Here is a 20,132-nt window from a genome sequence, read left to right on the forward strand (position 1 = left end):
GGCCTTCTTATTTTGCGTCCAAAATGAAGGGAATCCGGCCTTTTGAAAGGGAAGACGAAGCGCCACCTCACGTATCTATCTCCCCTGAAATCTGGCCACGTCTGTGCTCTTGCGAATGCCCAACTTTACCCTCCGCTCCACCATCCTCCTTCTCGCCGCCGTGTCCTCCGCACACGCCGTAACCGACTGGAATGCCGCCAGGCAGGTCCTGAGCGAAAGCTGCTACGACTGCCACAACACCAAGAAGACGAAGGGCGGCGTGGACTTGAAGCGTCTGGATGCGAATCCGAACTTGGAAAAAGAATACGCGATGTGGGAGAAGGTGCGCGAGGTCATCGACTCCGGCTCCATGCCGCCGGAAGATGAAACGCAACTCACGAAGGAGGAGAAGCATGACATCCTCGAATGGATGGACAAGGAACTGGAAATCGTGGCTACGCGCAATGCGGGTGACCCCGGTCCAGTCACACTGCGCCGCCTCACGAATGCGGAGTATGATTACACCATCCGTGATTTGACCGGAGTCGACTTCAAATTCGCCAGTGAGTTCCTGCCGGACGGCGGTGGTGGCGAAGGCTTCTCGAACATCGGTGATGTGCTCTTCACGAATCCCACGCAGCTTGAGAAGTATCTCACAGCAGCGCGCAAGATTGCAGACCATGCGACCATTCTCCCCGGCACGGGAGTGGAATTCCAAGAGCAGCGCGTGGGCATGCGCGGATATGATCAGGTGAAAGGTCAGGCGCAGCAGGGGCTCTACGTCTGGTACCAGAAGATGTCCGGGCCTTACCTGCCGAAGGACGGCGAAGACTTCCGCGAAGCAGAGTACATGCTCGCGTGCTGGAAGTGGAAGCACAAGGACCTGACCGGAGCGCAGTCACTCGACCAGCTCGCCAAGGACACAAACCTCTCCCCCGCCTTCCTCGCCAACTGGTGGCGGATGCTGCACAACGAGAAGATCAAGTCGCGCTTCCTCGACCTGACCCGTACCGCATGGCACAACCTGCCGGGACCTGACGCAGCGAAACCCAAGGAAGTGCCCGCGGCGGTGCTCGCCGGTGCAAAAGCCATCCAGGTAGAACGCCGCTCCTGGAACAATCCGCTCAAGGCAGGCAGTGGCGTGCAGCGCCGCCAGCAGGACTCCGATGGGCTTCGTAGCTATCCTGCCAAGGTCGCCGTGGATAAGGGTGTACGCGAAGCTCACCTTGTGGTCGGAGACTTGGGCGATGGCGCAGGCGGAGACCTGGTACAGCTGAGCAATTTGAACGTACGCCGCCAGGGCAAGACCATCAACTATCAGCGGTTGCTGAAAGTGGAAAGTGAAGCAGGAAAGAAGCTTCTCAGTGAAATCGAGGGTGGCAAGCCCGCACCAAAGGGTGTGACGGTGGAAGGCCTGAAGAAGTACCTTCAGTCCGTGGACAAGACACTGGCACTCTATGGCAAGGATCCCCTCGGCAAAGGCGACGTCGCGCCGGAGGTCCTGTGCGTCCAGGCGCCAGCCGTGATTTCATTGCCTCTGCCTGAAGGCGTGAATGAAGTGAACGTGGCCGGCAAGCTCGACATGCGTTCGCCTGAAGTGGACAAGGCCACGGTGCAGTGGACTCTCGTCACCGGCACACCACCGAATCCTTCTGCCATCATCCCCGGTGTGCTCACGGTCTGGAAACGTCAGACCGAAGCTGCGAGAAGCACCATGTCGGACTTTGGCCGGATGAAGACGGCATTCCCCGACATGTTCGAACGCCGCCTGGAGGAAGTGGCGCGGAACTTCTACAACAACGGAACCGGGCCCGGCGTGTATTATTTCACCGATGAGCAGCTTCTCGCCCTGCTTCCGGAGGTGGAGAAGAAGCGCCTCAAGGGCATGCGCACCGACTGGGACTACGTCTGGACGGACAAACTGCCCAAAGAGAAACAGGCCGAGTACGACAAGCTCTTGCGCCAACACCTGAAGACCTTTGCCTCGATCGCCTGGCGCCGCCCTGCCGACGACGCGGAGAAACAACAGATCGAGGCCCTCTACAATGATGGCGTGACCAAAGGACTCGATCGCGAAAGCGCCGCGCGTGAAGTCGTGGCGCGTGTGCTGGTCTCACCGCATTTCCTTTTCAAGACAGAGCTCTCTCCAGTCGCGGCTCCCGAGCCCGAAAGCCCTGCGACAGACCATCCCGTCTCCGCTTGGGAACTGGCCTCGCGCATGAGCTACTTCCTCTGGTCTTCCAAGCCGGATGAGCAACTGCGCAAAGTGGCCTCTGATGGCTCGCTGCTGAAGCCGGAAGTGCGTGAAGCCCAGGTACGCCGCATGCTGCGCAGCCCGAAGGCACAGGCCATGGCGAAGGAATTCATGGGGCAATGGCTGGAGTTCAGCGGTTTTGAAAAGCATAGCGCGGTGGACGGGAAGAAGTTCCCCGAGTTTACGCCTGAGCTCCGTGAGGATTTGTATGAGGAGACACTGACCTTCTTTGCGCATCTCATTCGCGAAGACCGTCCCGTGCGTGAGATTATCAATGCAGACTACACCTTCCTGAATGAGCGCCTCGCAAAATTCTATGGCGTGCCCGGAGTGACGGGCGAGCAGTTCAAGCAAGTCAGTGTGACGGCACAGAACCGCGGCGGCCTGCTCGGCATGGGCAGTGTGCTCATCAAGACCTCGCGCTCACACCGCACCAGCCCAGTCCTGCGAGGCAACTGGCTCCTGCAGTCCGTGCTTGGCACACCGGTGCCACCGCCGCCTGCGGACGTGCCCGAACTGAAGGAACACGGCCCCACTCCCGCCACCGTGCGCGAGATGCTGGAGCAGCATCGTGCCAGCAAGGCCTGCTCCTCCTGCCACGACCGCATCGATCCGCTGGGCTTTGCCTTGGAAAATTTCGACGCGCTCGGCCGCTTCCGCGACAAGGATGAAGCCGGATTGCCTCTCGATACTTCTGCCCAGGTGAAAAGCACGAAGTTCACGGGCTTCGCAGGCCTGCGCGAGTATCTCGCTTCACACGAGTCGCAGTTCAGCAGCCAGTTCGCACGGAAGCTGCTCGGGTATGCCTTGGGTCGCTCCGTACAACCGAGCGACAAGCAACTGCTCAAAGCCATCACCGCGAAGACGATGGCCTCCGACAGTCATTTCTCCGCCGCCGTTCTCGAAATCGTGAACAGCCGCCAGTTCCTGAACCGTAGATATTAGTACCCCTTCTGTTTTTGAGATGAGCAATACCCTTTCCCGTCGCCGCTTTCTACGAGGTGCAGGCCTGGCCCTTGGTCTGCCATGGCTTGAGTCCATGCCCACCTTCGGAGCGACTGGTGTAAAGAATGCCACGGCGCCACGACGCATGGCCATGTGCTTCTTTGGCAATGGAGTGAACCCACATCACTGGGGCGCGGAAAACACTCCAGGAGGCCTGGAACTCAAGCAGACACTCAAGCCGCTCGAATCGCTCAAGGACAAGCTTCTGGTGCTTAAGGGGCTTTGGAACCCCACCACTGTGGAGGGGCCTGGTGGCCACTACCCGAAGATGAACATCCTCTCGGGCCTGAAGGTGAAGCAGACCACCACGGATGTGGAAGTGGGCGTCACCATGGACCAGATCATCGCGGCGCAAGTAGGGCGTGATACACCCGTGGCCAGCCTCGCGCTCGGCACGGAAGGTCCGAAGTACAGCACCGACTCCGGCTATACGTCCATCTATTCCGCGTATCTTTCCTGGAGCAGCCCCACCACGCCGGCACCGAAGGAGATTTACCCGCAACAAGCCTTCGACCAGCTCTTTGACGACGGCAGCAAGCGCAAGCGCGACAAGAGCGTTCTCGACCTCGTGCTGGGCGATGCCAATGCTCTGCGCACACGCCTGAGCCGCCGCGATACGCAGAAGCTGGATGAGTACCTCACCTCCGTGCGTGAACTGGAACAGCGCATCGAACGCGCGGAGAAGTTCAGCAAGGCGGAGACGAATGGCCAGGGCTGGCAACCGAGTGTGAAGACGCCCACCATGGCGCGTCCGAACCCAGGCATTCCCGCCCGGCAGGAAGAACACCTGCGCCTCATGCTGGACATCATGGTGCTGGCCCTTCAGATGGATCGCACGCGTGTGGCGACCATGATGATGACGAACGACCTTTCGCAGATGAACTTCGACTTCCTGGGTGTGAAGGGGGGCCAGCACGAACTCTCCCACCACGCGAATGACGAGAACCGTCTCGCGCTCTACCAGAAGAGCAACGAGTACATGGTGAAGGCCTGGGCCGAGACACTGCAGAAGATGCAGGACACGAATGAAGGTGAGCGCACCCTCTTGGAGAACAGCATGGTGATGCTCACCTCCAGCCTGTGGGACGGCAATGCTCACGATTCCACACAACTTCCTCTGCTCGTGGCCGGCAATGGCGGTGGCACCATCAAGGGCGGTCGCCTGCTGGACTTCAGCAAGGACCCGAACCGCAAGCTCTGCCGTCTGCACCTTGCTTTCATGGACCGCATGGGTGTGAAGCTCGACCATTTCGGCGACGCGGAACAGGCGATTGCGGAGCTGGGCTGACCGCAGACAGTCCACTCATAAGCGGTTGATTTTAGGCAGGTTAGAAAACCCGCCATCCGCCTGCCGTCCACTCGAGACTTCGAGGTTGACATCCGCGCTCTTTGAAAGAACATATCAACGCATCTTGATGCGTTGATTCAAACTACTGCACCCGAACGCTTTTACTCCATGAGCACCCGCCAAGCCGCCATTGATTACAAGGTAAAGAACATTGAGGAGGCCGACTTCGGCCGGAAGGAAATCGAAATCGCCGAGCACGAAATGCCCGGTCTCATGGCCACGCGTGAGAAGTACGGCAAGGACAAGCCCCTCGCTGGCGTCCGCATCACCGGTTCCCTGCACATGACCATCCAGACCGCGGTGCTCATCGAGACGCTGAAGGATCTCGGTGCCGATGTCCGCTGGTGTTCCTGCAACATCTTCTCCACCCAGGACCACGCCGCCGCCGCCATCGCTGCTTCCGGCACGCCCGTCTTCGCATGGAAGGGTGAGTCCCTCGAAGAATATTGGTGGTGTACCTGGAAGGCCATCATCTTCCCCGAGCAGAAGGGACCCCAGCTCATCGTCGACGACGGTGGCGACGTGACCCTGCTCATCCACAAGGGTTATGAAATGGAGAACGGCGACAAGTGGGTCGACACTCCTTCCGACAACCACGAAGTGGCCGTCATCAAGGATCTCCTCAAGCAGATCCACAAAGACACCCCCGGCATCTTCCACGAAATCGTGAAGGAGCTGAAGGGCGTGTCCGAAGAGACCACCACCGGTGTGCATCGCCTCTATGAAATGGCGAAGGCTGGCAAGCTGCTCATCCCCGCCATCAACGTGAACGACAGCGTCACGAAGTCCAAGTTCGACAACCTCTATGGTTGCCGCGAATCCCTCATCGACGGCATCAAGCGCGCCACGGACGTGATGATCGCCGGCAAGGTGGCTGTGGTCTGCGGCTACGGCGACGTGGGCAAGGGCTGCGCCGACGCTCTCAAGGGCATGGGCGCCCAGGTCATCGTGACCGAGATCGACCCCGTCTGCGCACTTCAGGCGGCCATGGCCGGTCTGCGCGTCATGCCTGTGGAAGACACCCTTGGCATCGCTGACATCTATGTCACCACCACCGGCAACAAGGACATCATCCGCGTGGAGCACATGGAGGCCATGAAGGACCAGGCAATCGTCTGCAACATCGGTCACTTCGACAACGAAATCCAGGTGGACAAGCTCAATGCTTATCCCGGCATCAAGCGTCTGAACATCAAGCCCCAGGTGGATCGCTACACGTTCCCGAAGGGCAACAGCCTCTATATGCTGGCGGAAGGCCGCCTCGTGAACCTCGGCTGTGCCACCGGCCACCCGAGCTTCGTGATGAGCAACAGCTTCACCAACCAGTGCGTGGCCCAGATGGAACTCTGGAAGACCCGTGAGACTCGCGCCGTGGGAGTGACCGTGCTCTCCAAGCAGCTCGATGAAGAAGTCGCCCGTCTCCACCTTGGCAAGATCGGTGTGAAGCTCACCGTGCTGACCCAGGAGCAGGCCGACTACATCGGCGTGCCGGTGGAAGGTCCCTACAAGGCGGACCACTACCGCTACTAACCAATCTTGTTGCAGCGAGTGCTGCAATTGAGGCAAAACATCATGAGCGGGCGGCCAGCAATGGCCGCCCGCTTCTGTTTTGGAGAAGGACGTGAGGAGTCAAGCAAGGGAGGAAGGTCCGTCCCCCACGTATCCTAACCTCGCAGCCCATCATTGGGGTAAGGCGAGCGAGGATTTCGCAGCTTGCTTCACTTCTGTAGCAATATTGGGACTGCTTGCGATGGACTCCAGCCCCTGGCGAGCCGCGGCCTTAACGTCTGCATTCTGCGCACTATGACTGAGCTGCGTCAGGGTCCGAATGTTGATCTTGGCCACATCGATCACTTGGGAGGCAACTTCCGGTGTGGCAGCACTAACGGCCTTTTCTGCCGCCACTTCGGTAGACGCCACCGTCGCTTTTACTGCTTCGGGTGTCGTGGTAGTCGACGAGGTGAGCGCCTCTTGTTTCTTCTTGGCCTCCACGCCCGCCGCAGCCACCGCCCTGTCAGCCGTGATCTTTACAATGCCACTCGTGGCCTCAACCACTGCAGACCAGGAAAGCCCACAGATGGCAGCGAAGGTGATAGTTCTTGGGAACTGAGTAGTGTCCGTATTCGCAAGAACGTAGACGCCAGCCGTCGCCGCCAAACCACCTGCCAGCAGGTACTTGCCTACATCCAGGAGGATGCTGGGCTGCTTGTCGAGATACCCAGGAAAAGTGGCGGCAATCAGCCAGGCAACGAGACCGCCAACGACACCGGCAACGAGGACGTAACGCCAATCAGTAGGAGTAGATGCAGGCATGGTGCAACAGTAGTGAAGTGCTCAATAAATCCGGGCGACCAGTGCAAAGTTCTGGCCTTTGCCTAGTTGTTCAGGATAACGTCACTCATGGAGTTCGCAGGGCCAGGGTTGGAATGTCGGAACCCTCTGGAGATGGGAGGGGCAGGTGAGAAAGGGACGCATCAAAGAGCCAGCGCAGCCACGAAGGCTGGGAGAGGCGATTCTGGGCAGGACCTTACCGTCGCAGTAGCCTGAGTGAGAACCGGCACACGCCCCAGGCAGCACGGCAGCAAGGGCGGGCTCGTCCCTATCATAAAACAGAAGCCGATTCACAACGGAGCGAACCGGAGCGAGGATGCGGTTTACCAAGGGTGGCATAAGCATCTCGGAATGGTTGGTAGGATTAAGAATTCGCGCTCAGCGGGATGGGGTGATTTCCTCGACGGTGACCGACAAGTGTCCATGGTTGTTGCCGTAGGTTGGCAGCGACTTGGCTCCACTCTTGGCAGGGTTGCGGAAGCGATTTTCTCCCTGCGTACCGATGCCTCCCGGCCAATCGTTGCAGAACAAGAACAGTGTGCCGCTCTCCACAGCGTCAAACTCCCGGCACCTCCCGATGACACGTGTGCTCGCTTTCGAATCATCCATGCCGATGGTGGCAATCAGGGTGAGGAAGCTCGCCCTGCGACGCTCTTCGCTCTCGTCTTTCAGCACGCGAAGACGCTTGGTCACGCCTGGGCCAACGTAGCGAAACAGATTCCATCGACCGGGCGACCTGACACAACGATCAAAGCTCCACCCCAACAAGCCTCTGGCTCCATCAGCCGTGCAGGGGACGACGTCATCTTTATAACATGCCGACTCTTGGGCCGAGATTCGATACCGCTTCCCCTTCGTAAGCCGAATGGTTGTCTCCACCCAAGGCACATTGCTTGGAACAACAAACGGTTTCCCCAAGCTCGATGCTTGATTGAGGACTATCGGCAGCTCAGAACCCATCGTAGTGAGGTTGCAAACACAAAGGAGCACACCGGAGAGAAAGACCCGCAGGGATCCAAGGAATGACATACGGAAGCCCATAAGTTTATCCATAGACGTTACGAATCCAGTTTAGTGATCGTCCGGCGATGGCAAGCGATATTTGATCTTTTTTCCATGAAGCCCCATTCCAAAGCCCCGAAAAACGATGTCCAGCAGTATCCCAAGAGAAACGTCCCCTCTTGAGCACCACCCCGACTTCTCTATTGGTTACGGCGAGGGATGAGAACCCAGCGTTTTCTTGCCCCATCGGCGTGCAATCCCAGAACACAAATTTCCCGAGCGAAACCGCAGTCCCGTTCTCCGTTGGCGTTCAGGAAGTGACAAAGTAAACACGCTCGACAGAAAAATGGGTGTTCGGATCGAATATTCGCATTCCCCCACTTGCGAATCGCCCTTCCCCCTACGTTATTTATTTGTTTATCGATACGTGCGAAATGCACGAAACACTTCCTGCACCTCGCATTTTCTCCATACACCTTAAATAATGTCCAACCTGGCCCGCATCGCCTTTCTGCAGCGACCTCGCACTGACCAGCTCCTATCTCTGAGCCGGGTGCTTCACGTGATGCAGCGGGTGTTGGTGCTGAAACACTGGCACGATGTGCGCAAGTCCAAGAGCTCAGGACCTGCGGCCGAGCCGGTGCTTTCCCTCTTGGAGGAGGCCTGCATTGATTCCAGCATGCTCGCAGCGCGTGCCTTGGACGCCTTCTTCACCACACGCTCGACATATGCCATGCGCGGACATGAACTGGACATCTGCGCCGAACATTTTGGCTATCCACATACCACGGGGTTTTTGAGCAAAGAACGGCGTGAAGAGCTGGATCGGCACATTGGACATGTGACCATGCTCACGTCGGATGCAGCGTTCCATGCGAGCCTGCGTGAGGATTTGCTTCGTTCACTTGGGCCATCGCGGAGGTTTGTTGCATGGATACTCGGAACGGAATTTCTGGATGGTGAAGAGGCGATGCGTGAGGAAGCGCAGACGCTGCTGGCAAACCTGCAGTCTGCCGCTGCCGAAGTGGCTGCACAGACACTGAAACCTGGCACTCTCGAAATGAGCGAGGATGTGGTGAAGGCCACCACGGCGTGCCTGCGCGCGGCAAAGTCCTCCTTTGGTCCCGTCTTCGCACGACTGATCCGCAACGCGGTGCCCACGAATCCTCCCGTGAAAGGAAAGCTGCCAGGCCTGGGAGCCTACGGCACGCTCACCTTCACCGGACGACTGGATGATCTCGACCTTCTGCTCAAGGCGCTGTCTGCCATCCAGGCATCACTGGGTGAAAGTTCAGAGTCCATTCGCATCTTGAACTGGCTGCATCTCTCGTGGTCGGAACTGCGACGCAAGGTGATACACGGTGCATCGCTCGCGCGGGTGTGATAAGCACCTGAAGGGGACACCAGCCCCCAAAAGGATGCTTTGAATTTCCTTCAATGTCCGACGGTACTCGTTTCGTCCGACGGAGAGGCATCCGGCACCTTCCAGGCGCCATCGTCGTACCACTCCAGCCCCAGCGGAGCGGCCATGGTGTACTTTTTCTCCGTCTCCAGAGGAATCTGCAGCGCCTGGGCGAAGTCGCGGTCATACGCTGCAAAGAACATTTCCAGCTCGTCGGAGATGTCGTACGGGTAGACCATGAAACAGACGAGGCGCTTCTCTTCAGAAATGGCTATCAACTGCCTTCCAACGACACGGCCTGCACTGTCCCGGGCATAGACCACCTGCTTGTTGGCCTCCAGGGCATTGGTAATGGCTGAGTATTGATTGCAGGCTCCCGCCCCAAGGCAGGAGCGGCCGTAGTCTCCCATGCGCAAGATCTCCTGAGGATCCTGCTCCACAGAAATCGTAACCTCCCCGAGCTTTGGGAACTGTCGTTTCCTGGTGAATCCGCCGATCCATAAGGCCGAGGTTGGTGAAGGGAGGGTACCAAGCCAATGACGGTTTGCTGGATGATGCTCTTTTGGCGCCGGCAAACCTTCAAGGTGTTTCCTCACAAGCGAGCGACCCTTCCGCCGATTTTCATCAAGTGTATGCAAGAACAAAACGGTATCCCCGCTTGCGCCGGTGTGTGTGAAAATTGGAAACATCAGCTTCAGTTCGCGCTGCACCAACTCCTGCAAGACCTCCAGGGCCAGCCGCGCCCACGCCTGAAGGAGTTCCACACGGTCGGCCTCAACCAGGTGCGGCGGTTGCGGCTTGGTGTTCGCGAGATGAGCCCGCAGGCGCTCCTTGATATCCAGGCCGTGTATTCGTCCGAGCGAAGCAGCTTCCACCATGATCGCCAGTTCCTTCAGCGAGCACGTTTCGGCATTGCAGGTCACCAGCGGATGAGCAGCAAAGACGTCCGCCACCCTCTTCGCAGCTTCTTTTTTCAGCAACCCCAGCAGCCGGAAGGCCTTCACAAATGCGCGCGGTTCCCTCAGCAAAAAGAAGAGGCACGCTCTCCTGCCAATCGGCGGGATCCAACCCGCACCGGCCCGCATGTCATACGCAAAGTCGAATGACCGCTCCACCTTCTTGGTCGCACTGAGCAACCTTGTGAGGTGGGTCGCAATCTTCTGGCGCTGCTCCGGCCAAAAACAGGGCAGTAACCGGAACAGCAAATCTCCGCGCAGAGCGGAATCGATGGTCTGCGCATTCCGCAGTGCATGCGCCCATTGGATGGCATCCCTGCCGATCTCGGGTTCGGTCTCAGCGCGTTTCGCATCGAAACCATATTGCAGCAGGCTGATGATTTCCCTTCGCGAACGTTTGTTCTCCCAGCGATTGCGTTTGCACCCATGCCTTGCGAATTGGAGGATTTCCTTCCAGTGCTCACGCAGCAACGCCCAGCGTCCAGGCATGTATTTTGCATCCTCTTCTCCAAAACTGGCAATCCAGAGGTAGAGCTTGATCGCCACCGTCGCAGTCCAGCTCCTTCGGGTGATACACCGCAGCATCTCCCACGCTCCGGGATAAAGTGATGCTGTCTTCCAGAGTTCACCGGCAGTGAGCGGTGCCATGTTCCACATCTTCGCGAAAGCCGCGAGCCGCGTGGCACTGGGGCAGCACTCCACCTTGGCGATATCCTGCACAAAGTGCCCTGTTTTCTCCGCCAGATGGAGGGTACCCGCAAGCCATCTCCATGGGAGGCCCTTTACCAGACCATCGACGGCCCATCGCAACCTTGCCGCCATGTCCAGGGGCTTGGAGATATGCAGCACGGTGGCGATCAGCCGATGGGTACCAGGCTTCGGAGTGTGCTTCCAGCCATCCAATTGCAGAATCGTATCCAGCAACAACCTGGCGTGGCCAGTTTGCTCGATTGGCAGCAGCGCCATCCATTGAGCGCCGGCCACCCCGTGAGATACGAGACGGCACAGATCACCTTCTTCCTGAAGAAGGATCGGCAGGCTCAGAAACTGAGCCTGCATCTTCCGGATGTCCTCCCACAATACGTCCCCGGATACAAATGGCAGCAACCTTCGCGCGAAACGCGCATCCCACCCTGCATCGCGCATGTCCAACGCCTTGCCAAAACGCGCCAGGGCAAACACATCCGGGCAGAATGCCCCGTCCCTCTCGGGCGAGAGCTTCTCAGCGGAGGCCGGCAGCACGCGCTGCTTCACCAAGGGCGCGATAGCCTTGTTCCAGTGGTGACTCATCTCCACCAGCCAATGGCGCAGCACCTCACGATCGGAAATCCACGGACGCGCATCCCTGCCTTCTCCGAATCTCGGAGTCCAGCAAGGTCCACGCCCTTCAGACGATGGAACAAGGGCCAGGATACGGAGCAGCGAGGTCAGAGTAGCGACATCCCGTTTGGCACCTGCCAGAGCCTGCCAATCCTGCGCCAGAGGGAAGGCGCTGGTGGAGTGCAAACGCAAGGGCGCCTTGTCCAGAGGTCGTCGGACGACGCAGACAGGCGCATGAGATTTTTGGGAGCGCGGCACTTGAGGGGATGCCAGCTCAAGAAGGTCTAGCCGTCCGGCATCACGCAGGAGCGGCGGGCACATAGGATGCATAGGTAAGTCAAAGTCAGGTGCACATGGAAGGGAGCGCCGGGACATGAGCATGCCTTATGGCATAGCTCTGCCGGACGTGGATGACTGCGGACGATCTGCCGCAATCCAGAATCATGAGTCGGCTGCTCGCGCCTCACATGGCGCGGACACAGCCTTCCCTTTTCAAGCGTTGCGGGTCTTTAGCCGCAACTGCTTGATGCACCAAAACTGAAGCTGTGCATCGAGTAGAACATGAGCAGAGATTGCCACAGCTTTGCGCTATTGCAAGGGCATCGATATTGCCGCGGCAGGAGTAAGTCAGTCCGGAGTCCCCTGAAGTGGACACAGAAAAGCTTTCTCATTCCACCGCTCCCGGCTTGCATGGATGCTCAAGGCGCGAAAGACTGTTGGATGCCAGACGCTCCCTCCCGGCTCAACCCAGTTTTCCTGCGCCTTTATCGCGCCGGGATACTTGTGGCCATTGCCTGGCTCATGCACAGCCAGCATCGCTGGTTCATGGCACAGGAGGGCAGCACCCTGGATGTCTCCCGTATCCGTGACTTTTATCCCAATGCGGCATCCCTCGGACCGCGGGATCCCGACACGGGCGTGCAGCGGGTGCTGGACGGGTCCGGTATTGTGCTGGGCATGGTGGCGCAAACCACGCCTCTCTCTGACAAGATCATTGGCTACTCCGGGCCCACGAATACGCTCATCGCCTGTGACGCGCAGGGAAAGGTCATTGGCGTGCGTGTGCTGCGCAGCGATGACACACCGGATCACATGGCGGAGATCATTCGCCACCGTCCCTTTTTCAATTCCTTCAAGGGACTCAAGCTGGGCGATACTTCCAGCCGTCCCAAGGTTGATGCGGTAAGCGGAGCCACCCTGACCAGTACTGCGATAGCGGAAGGCGTGTTGCGACGTCTCGGCCAGCAGGGAACCTCGCTGCGCTTTCCTGATGCCATCACGCTGGAGGAAGTGAAGACCCTGGTACCCGAAGCCGCGACACTGACACCGGCCAAAGACCGTGCCGGTATGCAGGATGTCAAAGATACCGCGGGCAAAGTCCTCGCCCTGGTTACGCGCACCTCTCCAGCCAGTGACGCCATTGTGGGATACAAGGGGCCCGCGGATACACTCATGGTGCTGGACCCTGCAGGTGAAAAGCTGGTGGGCATCCGCCTGCGCAAGAGTTTTGATACCAAGGACTATGTCGCAGATATGGCAGCGGACAGCTACTTCATGAATCTCTTCAACGGGATGAGCATGCAGAAGCTGGGCACGCTCGATTTCGCGGAAGCCAAAGTGGAAGGCGTATCCGGAGCCACGGAAACCAGCTGGGCACTTGCCGAAGGACTGAAGCGTCGCGCCGCGCAACTCGCCACCGCAGCCACGCCCGCGCCACCATGGTACACGCGCATCACCTGGAAAGCAGCGGACTGGGGGATGCTGGTGGTGCTCATCGTTTCACTGCTCATGACTTTCACTTCCCTGCGTGGGAAGCGCTGGATGCGCTGGGTGCATCACGCGCTGCTCATCGGCTATGCCGGCCTCTTCAGCGGCGCCATGATTTCGCAGGGTCTGTTTGTGGGCTGGGCAAGGCACGGGGTTGCATGGCAATCGGCACCCATGCTCGTGCTCGTGGCGGCCCTGGCATTGATCACTCCCTGGCTGTGGCGCCGTGGCTTCTACTGCCACCACTACTGCCCGCATGGAGCGCTGCAGCAGGTGCTGGCGCATCGCTTGAAATGGCAGCTCAAGGTACCGCACAAGCTGGGCAAGGCGCTGGAGAAGGTGCCGTGGCTGTTGCTCATCTTCATCCTCGTAGTCGCCATGTTCGGACTCGAGGTGAATGTGAATGCGCTGGAGCCCTTTGATGCGTGGCTGTTCCGCGTAGCAGGCTGGGGCACGATCACCGTCGCCATAACAGGACTGGTGGCCTCGTTATTCGTCCCCATGGCGTATTGTCGTTATGGATGCCCCACAGGCGCGCTGCTCAAGTTTGTGCGTTATGCAGGTCATGGCGACGCCTTCGGGAAACGCGACGTTGCAGCGCTGGTGCTGGTCTTCGCCGCCGTCGGCATGCTCTACATCTCTCGCATGTAGAGCGGCAGCAATGCAATTCCGACCATGCTCCGCGGACGCAAACTTCTGAAGCTGCTGATCATGACGGCCACGATGACCGTGGTGCTGTTCTTGATTCCCGACTGTCCCCGGAACAACCGCCTGCCTCAGGCCAGCGGACCCACCATGGGAACAAGCTGGCATCTTACTCTTGCAGAAGGCAACACGGAGACTGCCTCCAAGATGGTGCAGTCGCGGCTGGATACCCTAGAAGCCCTGTTCACGAACTGGCGAGAAAACTCTGCGGTGTCGCGCTTCAATGCTTCACGCAGCACCGACTGGCAGGCTGTACCTCGCGAACTGGCTGAAGTGATGATCTTCGCGCAACGCCTCAGCAAGGAGACGCATGGTGCGTTTGATGTGACCGCATCGCCACTCATCGAACTCTGGGGATTCGGCGTGAAGAAATCGACACACGCTATTCCTGCCGATGACGCCATTGCCGCAGCGAGGGCACGCGTGGGCTGGCAGAAGGTCGAAGTGCAATTGGATCCACCGATGCTGCGCAAGGCGCAGGCAGATGTAGAAATCAATGTCTCCGGTCTGGTGGAGGGATATGCCGTCGATGATCTCGTGAAGCGACTTCATGACACAGGCCACCCAAACTTCCTTCTGGATGTGGGCGGTGAACTCTACGCCAGCGGCATGAAGCCTGACGGCTCACCGTGGCAGGTGGGAGTGCAACAACCTGACGCGGACAAGGGTGTGGTGACCGGCGCGGTGCCACTGCAGGACAAGGCTCTCTCCACCTCCGGCACCTATCAGCAGTTCTTCGAGATCGATGGAAAGCGCTACCCACATGTGCTGGATGCACGCACCGGTCGCCCGGTGACTCACTCGCTGGTTTCGGTGTCCGTGATTTCCAACTCTTGCTTTGAGGCGGACTCATGGACTACGACCCTGCTCATTCTCGGGCTGAAGGAAGGCAAAGAAACCGCCGCGAGGCTTGGAATTGACGCGTTGTTCATCGAGCAAGCAGGAGCACATCCCCGGTAAGAGCATTGGTCAGATGCATTGACGTGCCGTGGATTTTCGCTACGGAAACCCGGTGAGCGAAGTTCCCAAAGAGCCATCCAAAACAGCATCCACCAGCGCGCCTGATTCCACTCAAATGGCCGGAGGAATCCTGAAGGAAGCCCGCGCCCGGCAGACCTTGGACAAGGATTGGGATCCCATCTCACCGCCACCCATCGATGGCGTGTATGTGAAAGATGTGAAGAACGTCATCTACCGCGGCGGCGTGCTCACGGAACTCTATCGACCGGAGTGGTTTGCCGAGGAATCCTTCCCCATAGGCCATGTGGTACACGTCTCACTGCTGCCCGGCCTGGTGACGCAGTGGCACTGCCACCATGTGCAGCGCGACATTGTTTTTCCCGTCAGAGGATTTCTTCGCATCGGCCTGTACGATGCACGCCAGGACTCCCCCACCCAGGGCAAATCCTTTGCCATGAATTTCAATCTACACCGTCCCCGGTACCTGCACATCCCACCCGGCGTGTGGCATTCCTTGAAAAACATCGGCACGGATGAGGCCGTATACATCGTGCTCAATGATGTGCCCTTTGAATACGAAAATCCAGACGACTGGACGCTGGCCCCGGATTCGCCCGCGCTGCCGTCAGGACTGCTCTGAGAAGACCTTTCTACGCACTGCATGCCCCCTCTCCAAGAACCGCGCGTTGCAACGCCTCCATTCACGCTGACCTTGCTGACCAAGGACACCGCGTGGGCGGCGGCTGCGGACGCCGCCGGTGTGACTCGTGTGGGAGTCGATATTGAGCGCATGGGCAAGATCCAGCGTCAGGGCTTCGTTCCCGATGCCCGCATTTCCGACCACACGCTGGCGGATTTGATCCCCATCGCCAAAGTCCTGCACCACGCACGCGCGTTTGTGCGCATCAATCCTCTTCACTCCACGACCCGTGAGGAGGTGGAGCGAGCCCTTCAAGCGGGCGCCCGGTCTCTCATGCTGCCTCAGTTTCGCAATGCCTCGGAGGTACGGGAGTTTGTGGGCATGGTGGCGGGGCGTGCGGAAACGTTGCTCCTGCTGGAAACAAAAGAGTGCCTTGAGGATCTGGATGCCATCTTTGCCATCGCCGAAGTAGATGAAGTGATGGTCGGGCTCAATGATCTCAGCCTGGCCCTCGGCATGAGGCATCCGATGCAACTGGTAGCTTCGCCAACGCTGGATGACATCGCTGCTCGTGCGAGGAAAGCAGGACGCGCCTTTGGATTTGGAGGCGTGGCCAGCCCGGACGTGTCGGAATCCGTGCCTGTGCCACCTGATCTGGTGCTGGCCCGTCACGCCGCCCTGGGCTCCCACTCCGCGTGGATTGCCCGGAGCTTTCACAAGAGATTGACTCCAAACACCTTTGGTGACGCGGTGCGCAGACTGCAGTCGCGACTTAATTTTTGGTTCACACGCTCGAAGGAGCACGTGGAAGATGCAGGCAGGGAGCTGCGCGAGCATCTCCATCATCTGTACTTGCATGAGTCATCCAGATCGTGACACCGCACTTCGTCACTTACTTTGACTCCCACTATGCGGCCCAGGGCATTGCCATGCTGCAATCGCTGCGCGCATGGTGTCCCGGTGCCAGAGCCACTGTGCTGTGTCTTGATGATACCATCCTCCACATCTTGAGCGCCTGGTTTCCTGATGGAGTGAAGACACTCACCATCGCCCAGATACTGCAGCATGATTCCAGGCTGGTGGAGTTGCAGGCAACACGCACGCCCTGGGAGTTCTATGCCACGACGAAGCCCCTGGTCATCCGTCACGTGATGGAGACCGAAGTAGCGCAGGATGATTGGGTGGCTTTCCTGGATGCGGACACGTATTTCTTCTCAAGTCCACGGGATGCCTTTGCTGAGATTCCCGCGCACGCATCCACGGTTCTGAGTCCGCATCGTTTCAGCTTCGACACCATTGAGCTGGAGAGGTACGGCACTTACAACGCCGGCTTCGGACTCTGGCGTCACGATACCCGGGGCAAGGCAGTGCTGGCCGACTGGGCCACACGTTGTCTGGAGTGGTGCTTCAATCGCGTGGAAGATGGCCGGTTCATGAATCAGGCCTATCTCAATGCGTGGCCCCAGGAGCACGAGGGTGTCCAGGTACTTGCGCATCCGGGCTTCAACCTGGCTCCCTGGAACTTGGGACGCCATGTGTTGCGACAAGCGTCTGAAGGCACCCAGGTCGATGCGGAGCCTCTTGTGTTCTTTCACTTCAGCAGTGTCTCGCGCAGGGACTGCGGTATCTGGCAGACTTTCTACACCTATCCAGAGATGAGCCAGCCAGCCGTGCTGGATGGCATCTACTCACCCTACCTCCAGCAACTCGAGATCATTTCGGAGCGACTCCTGCGGGAGCACGGGATCGCAGGTGTGGGCACCCAGCGCAAGATAGACCCCGCCACGCCCATGCTCGTTCTTCGAGCGCCTTGAATTCATCGCAGCCTCAGGGAAGGATTCTTCACCGAAGGAAGTCTGGCGCTTTTGCGTAAACTTTGGAAGAATCCCAGCCATGAACACGCGACGCGACTTCCTCAAGACGTCCACCACGGCCCTCGCTGCCACCATCTCTGCGAAAACCGCCTTTGGCTCCCAGGCAAACAGCCGCATCAAGGTCGGCGTGGTGGGCTGCGGCGGTCGAGGCACGCTGATTGCCAAGATGTTTGTCGAGAATGGCTACTTCGAGATCGGCGGCGCAGCGGACTACTTCGAGGACAAGGCGGCGACGGTCGCGCGAACGTACCAGCTGGGGAAGGAAAAGGTCTTCACCGGACTGCAATGCACGGAGAAAATGATCGCCCAGGGCGGCGTGGATGCGATTGCCATCATCAGCCCTCCCTACTTCCACCCAGTCCAGGCGAAGGCCGCGGTGGATGCGGGTTTGCATGTGTACCTTGCAAAACCCATGGCGGTGGACGTGCCGGGTGTGCAAAGCATCCAGGCCAGTGGTGAAGCGGCGCGGGCGAAGAAGAAGGTTTTCCTCATCGATTTCCAATCGCGTACGGACTCCTTCTTCATCGAGGCCATGCAGCGCGTGCACAAGGGTGCACTCGGAGATCTGGCGTTCGGTGAAGCGAAGTACATGTCCGGACGTCTCGGTGCGAAAGGCGATGACAAGACCGCCGAAGGCCGCCTGCAGAACTGGGTCTTCTGGAAGGGGCTGAGCGGTGACATTGTCGTGGAGCAGAACATCCACACGCTGGACATGATGGCCTGGGCCTTTGGCAACAAGGGGCCGCTCAAGGTCACCGGCACCTGTGCACGGCGCTCGCGGGTGGATGTGGGAGATTGCAACGACACCTTCAGCGCTTTCATTGAATATCCCAACCAGGTGGGGGTGACCTTCGCCTCACGTCAGTTCGAGGCCTCGGGCGCACCAGGCGGCATCACGTTTGATCTTTATGGCAGCAAAGGCGCGCTCTTCAGCGAATACGGTGGCAATGTCATGATACGTGGTGGCAAAGACTCCTTCTACCGCGGCGGTGCGAACAAGGAACTCTACCGCACCGGCATCAGCGAGAACATGACTGCCTTTCACAAGGCCATCAGTTCGGGAGACACCAGCAATCCCACGCTGGAGCCGAGCATCACCAGCAATCTCACCGGCATCATGGTGCGGCAGGCCGCCTACGGCGGCAAGACGGTGACATGGGAGGAAGTACTGGCGAACAAGGAGGTGATGACCGTGAACCTGGAGGGCCTGCTATCATGAGACGCCGTGACTTTCTGAAATCCGCCTCCGCAACTGCGCTGGCCGCAAGTTCCTTTTCACAAGGCGCGGAAGAGCAGAAGAAATGCAAACTCCTCGGCATCGGTGCCTGTGACTGGACACTGAAACTCACCGCGAAGACCGAGTCGCTCGATCTCGCCAAGCGCATCGGCCTTGATGGCGTGCAGGTGGACTTCGGCGGTGAGGTGCACCCAAATGGCAAACTTCCCCTGCACGATGAAAAACTGCAGGACGCCTTCCTTGCCAAATCTGCTGAGACCGGCGTGAAGGTCCCGTCCCTTGCGCTTGGCGTGCTGAATCGCGTCGCCTACAAGAATGACGACAACGCCAGGCAGTGGGTGCTGGACAGCGCGCCGGTCGCAAAGCGCCTGAAGACGCCCGTGGTTTTGCTCGCCTTCTTCGGAAATGGGGACCTGCGCAATGATGAGCCCGGCATTGAGGCCGTGATCGCACGGCTGAAGGATCTCGCGCCACGCGCCGAAGAGGCGGGCATTGTGTACGGCATCGAATCCTGGCTCAAAGCGCCCGTGCTGGAGCGCATCCTGGATGCGGTGAAGTCTCCCTCCGTCAAGGTGTACTATGATGTGGGAAACATGCACAAGGAGTCGGAGGACATCCACGCCGCCGTGCGTCGTCTCGGTCGCGAGCGTATCTGCGAATTCCACGCCAAGGATTATGACGATCTCTACGGGAAAGGTTCCATCGACTTCGCCAAGGTGCGGGCGGATATGGACGTCATCGGGTACACCGGCTGGATGCACATTGAGGGCGTGAAAATCCCCAATGGCGTGGAACAGGACATCAGGTATGATTTAGAACACTTGCGCAAAGTCTTTGCTTAAGATATATTAACTAATTAATCAGCCTATGCGCTCTGAACCCCCAACAACGCCAGCGCACGCGATGAGTATTCGCGGGCCAAAGGGCGTGCCTGGGTTGTTCCAAGATCGATTGCATCGCCAAACCGTTGTTCACTCGAACAGAAAAACCTTAAGGCACTGTTTAAACACGGCAGAAACGGGGTAAAAACCCTGGATTATTATTGACCCATGTTAAGAACAAGGTTAAAACTCGGTCGTCACCGGGTCTTAACCCTGCCTTAATCATGGCGCGTCCGTCCAACACTGTGGAAACCCTGAGCATGACCATCACGGTCACGCCTCAGATGAAGCAGTACTTGGAGGACCTCGTGGTAAAAGGTCTCTATGGCTCCAGCCCTGCGGAAATTGTGCGCAACATGGTGCAGAAATGCGTCCGTGAACACATTGCCGAAAAGGATATCAAGGAGCGCGAATGGAGGCTGAACGGCGAAGGGAAGTTAGAGCTGGTGAGGGACTAGAAAGTAACAGCCC

15 protein-coding genes are annotated in these 20,132 nt (G+C 58.7%); 12 read left to right on the forward strand and 3 right to left on the reverse strand.

Annotated features, from left to right (window positions below; translation table 11 throughout):
- Window positions 1-115: 115 nt before the first annotated feature.
- The 3 genes from DES53_RS29995 to ahcY all read left to right on the forward strand — a co-directional run bounded on the left by DES53_RS29995 (window position 116) and on the right by ahcY (window position 6,116).
- Entirely contained in the window at window positions 116-3,178 is a 3,063-nt protein-coding gene (locus DES53_RS29995; RefSeq protein WP_113962031.1) for a DUF1592 domain-containing protein, read from the forward strand.
- A gap of 19 nt (window positions 3,179-3,197) precedes the next feature.
- Window positions 3,198-4,526, forward strand: a complete 1,329-nt coding sequence (locus DES53_RS30000; protein ID WP_113962032.1) for a DUF1552 domain-containing protein — start codon at window positions 3,198-3,200, stop codon at window positions 4,524-4,526.
- Between the two features lie 168 nt (window positions 4,527-4,694).
- Window positions 4,695-6,116, forward strand: a complete 1,422-nt coding sequence (gene ahcY, locus DES53_RS30005; RefSeq protein WP_113962033.1) for an adenosylhomocysteinase — start codon at window positions 4,695-4,697, stop codon at window positions 6,114-6,116.
- Window positions 6,117-6,266: 150 nt separating this feature from the next.
- Here the strand turns inward: ahcY and DES53_RS30010 are convergent, their stop codons facing one another.
- On the reverse strand, window positions 6,267-6,899 hold the full coding sequence (locus DES53_RS30010) for a hypothetical protein (RefSeq protein WP_113962034.1): 633 nt from the start codon (window positions 6,897-6,899) through the stop codon (window positions 6,267-6,269).
- A 396-nt stretch (window positions 6,900-7,295) separates the two neighbouring features.
- Entirely contained in the window at window positions 7,296-7,610 is a 315-nt protein-coding gene (locus DES53_RS30015; protein WP_113962035.1) for a hypothetical protein, read from the reverse strand.
- A 793-nt stretch (window positions 7,611-8,403) separates the two neighbouring features.
- Between DES53_RS30015 and DES53_RS30020 the strand changes: the two genes are divergently transcribed.
- Window positions 8,404-9,303 (forward strand): hypothetical protein, encoded by a 900-nt coding sequence (locus tag DES53_RS30020; protein WP_113962036.1) that lies wholly within the window; start codon window positions 8,404-8,406, stop codon window positions 9,301-9,303.
- Between the two features lie 50 nt (window positions 9,304-9,353).
- Here the strand turns inward: DES53_RS30020 and DES53_RS30025 are convergent, their stop codons facing one another.
- Window positions 9,354-11,789, reverse strand: coding sequence for a hypothetical protein (locus DES53_RS30025; protein ID WP_147263717.1), 2,436 nt, complete (start codon window positions 11,787-11,789; stop codon window positions 9,354-9,356).
- A gap of 528 nt (window positions 11,790-12,317) precedes the next feature.
- Between DES53_RS30025 and DES53_RS30035 the strand changes: the two genes are divergently transcribed.
- From DES53_RS30035 to DES53_RS30070, 8 genes are all read left to right on the forward strand, one after another.
- Window positions 12,318-14,015, forward strand: coding sequence for an FMN-binding protein (locus tag DES53_RS30035; protein WP_170157540.1), 1,698 nt, complete (start codon window positions 12,318-12,320; stop codon window positions 14,013-14,015).
- 24 nt (window positions 14,016-14,039) lie between these two features.
- Window positions 14,040-15,029, forward strand: coding sequence for an FAD:protein FMN transferase (locus DES53_RS30040; protein ID WP_113962040.1), 990 nt, complete (start codon window positions 14,040-14,042; stop codon window positions 15,027-15,029).
- Between the two features lie 115 nt (window positions 15,030-15,144).
- Window positions 15,145-15,669 (forward strand): cupin domain-containing protein, encoded by a 525-nt coding sequence (locus DES53_RS30045; RefSeq protein ID WP_113962041.1) that lies wholly within the window; start codon window positions 15,145-15,147, stop codon window positions 15,667-15,669.
- Window positions 15,670-15,690: 21 nt separating this feature from the next.
- A complete protein-coding gene (locus DES53_RS30050) occupies window positions 15,691-16,545 on the forward strand; it encodes an aldolase/citrate lyase family protein (protein WP_113962042.1) in 855 nt (284 codons plus the stop codon).
- Entirely contained in the window at window positions 16,542-17,483 is a 942-nt protein-coding gene (locus tag DES53_RS30055; protein WP_113962043.1) for a hypothetical protein, read from the forward strand. Before DES53_RS30050 ends, DES53_RS30055 begins: the two co-directional genes overlap by 4 nt.
- A 79-nt stretch (window positions 17,484-17,562) precedes the next feature.
- Window positions 17,563-18,762 (forward strand): Gfo/Idh/MocA family protein, encoded by a 1,200-nt coding sequence (locus DES53_RS30060; protein ID WP_113962091.1) that lies wholly within the window; start codon window positions 17,563-17,565, stop codon window positions 18,760-18,762.
- On the forward strand, window positions 18,759-19,622 hold the full coding sequence (locus DES53_RS30065) for a sugar phosphate isomerase/epimerase family protein (protein WP_170157541.1): 864 nt from the start codon (window positions 18,759-18,761) through the stop codon (window positions 19,620-19,622). Before DES53_RS30060 ends, DES53_RS30065 begins: the two co-directional genes overlap by 4 nt.
- 263 nt (window positions 19,623-19,885) lie before the next feature.
- On the forward strand, window positions 19,886-20,119 hold the full coding sequence (locus DES53_RS30070) for a hypothetical protein (protein ID WP_113962045.1): 234 nt from the start codon (window positions 19,886-19,888) through the stop codon (window positions 20,117-20,119).
- The last annotated feature ends 13 nt before the right edge of the window (window positions 20,120-20,132 follow it).

Origin of the sequence: Roseimicrobium gellanilyticum (assembly GCF_003315205.1) — a bacterium.
Taxonomy (GTDB): Bacteria; Verrucomicrobiota; Verrucomicrobiia; order Verrucomicrobiales; family Verrucomicrobiaceae; genus Roseimicrobium; species Roseimicrobium gellanilyticum.

Coding starts and splice junctions, on each gene's coding strand:
- DES53_RS30000 (WP_113962032.1), top strand. CDS start 3,198: ATGAGCAATACCCTTTCCCGTCGCCGCTTTCTACGAGGTGCAGGCCTG.
- DES53_RS30060 (WP_113962091.1), top strand. CDS start 17,563: ATGAACACGCGACGCGACTTCCTCAAGACGTCCACCACGGCCCTCGCT.
- DES53_RS30045 (WP_113962041.1), top strand. CDS start 15,145: ATGGCCGGAGGAATCCTGAAGGAAGCCCGCGCCCGGCAGACCTTGGAC.
- DES53_RS30010 (WP_113962034.1), bottom strand. CDS start 6,899: ATGCCTGCATCTACTCCTACTGATTGGCGTTACGTCCTCGTTGCCGGT.
- DES53_RS29995 (WP_113962031.1), top strand. CDS start 116: ATGCCCAACTTTACCCTCCGCTCCACCATCCTCCTTCTCGCCGCCGTG.
- DES53_RS30065 (WP_170157541.1), top strand. CDS start 18,759: ATGAGACGCCGTGACTTTCTGAAATCCGCCTCCGCAACTGCGCTGGCC.
- DES53_RS30050 (WP_113962042.1), top strand. CDS start 15,691: ATGCCCCCTCTCCAAGAACCGCGCGTTGCAACGCCTCCATTCACGCTG.
- ahcY (WP_113962033.1), top strand. CDS start 4,695: ATGAGCACCCGCCAAGCCGCCATTGATTACAAGGTAAAGAACATTGAG.
- DES53_RS30035 (WP_170157540.1), top strand. CDS start 12,318: ATGCCAGACGCTCCCTCCCGGCTCAACCCAGTTTTCCTGCGCCTTTAT.
- DES53_RS30020 (WP_113962036.1), top strand. CDS start 8,404: ATGTCCAACCTGGCCCGCATCGCCTTTCTGCAGCGACCTCGCACTGAC.
- DES53_RS30040 (WP_113962040.1), top strand. CDS start 14,040: ATGCTCCGCGGACGCAAACTTCTGAAGCTGCTGATCATGACGGCCACG.
- DES53_RS30070 (WP_113962045.1), top strand. CDS start 19,886: ATGGCGCGTCCGTCCAACACTGTGGAAACCCTGAGCATGACCATCACG.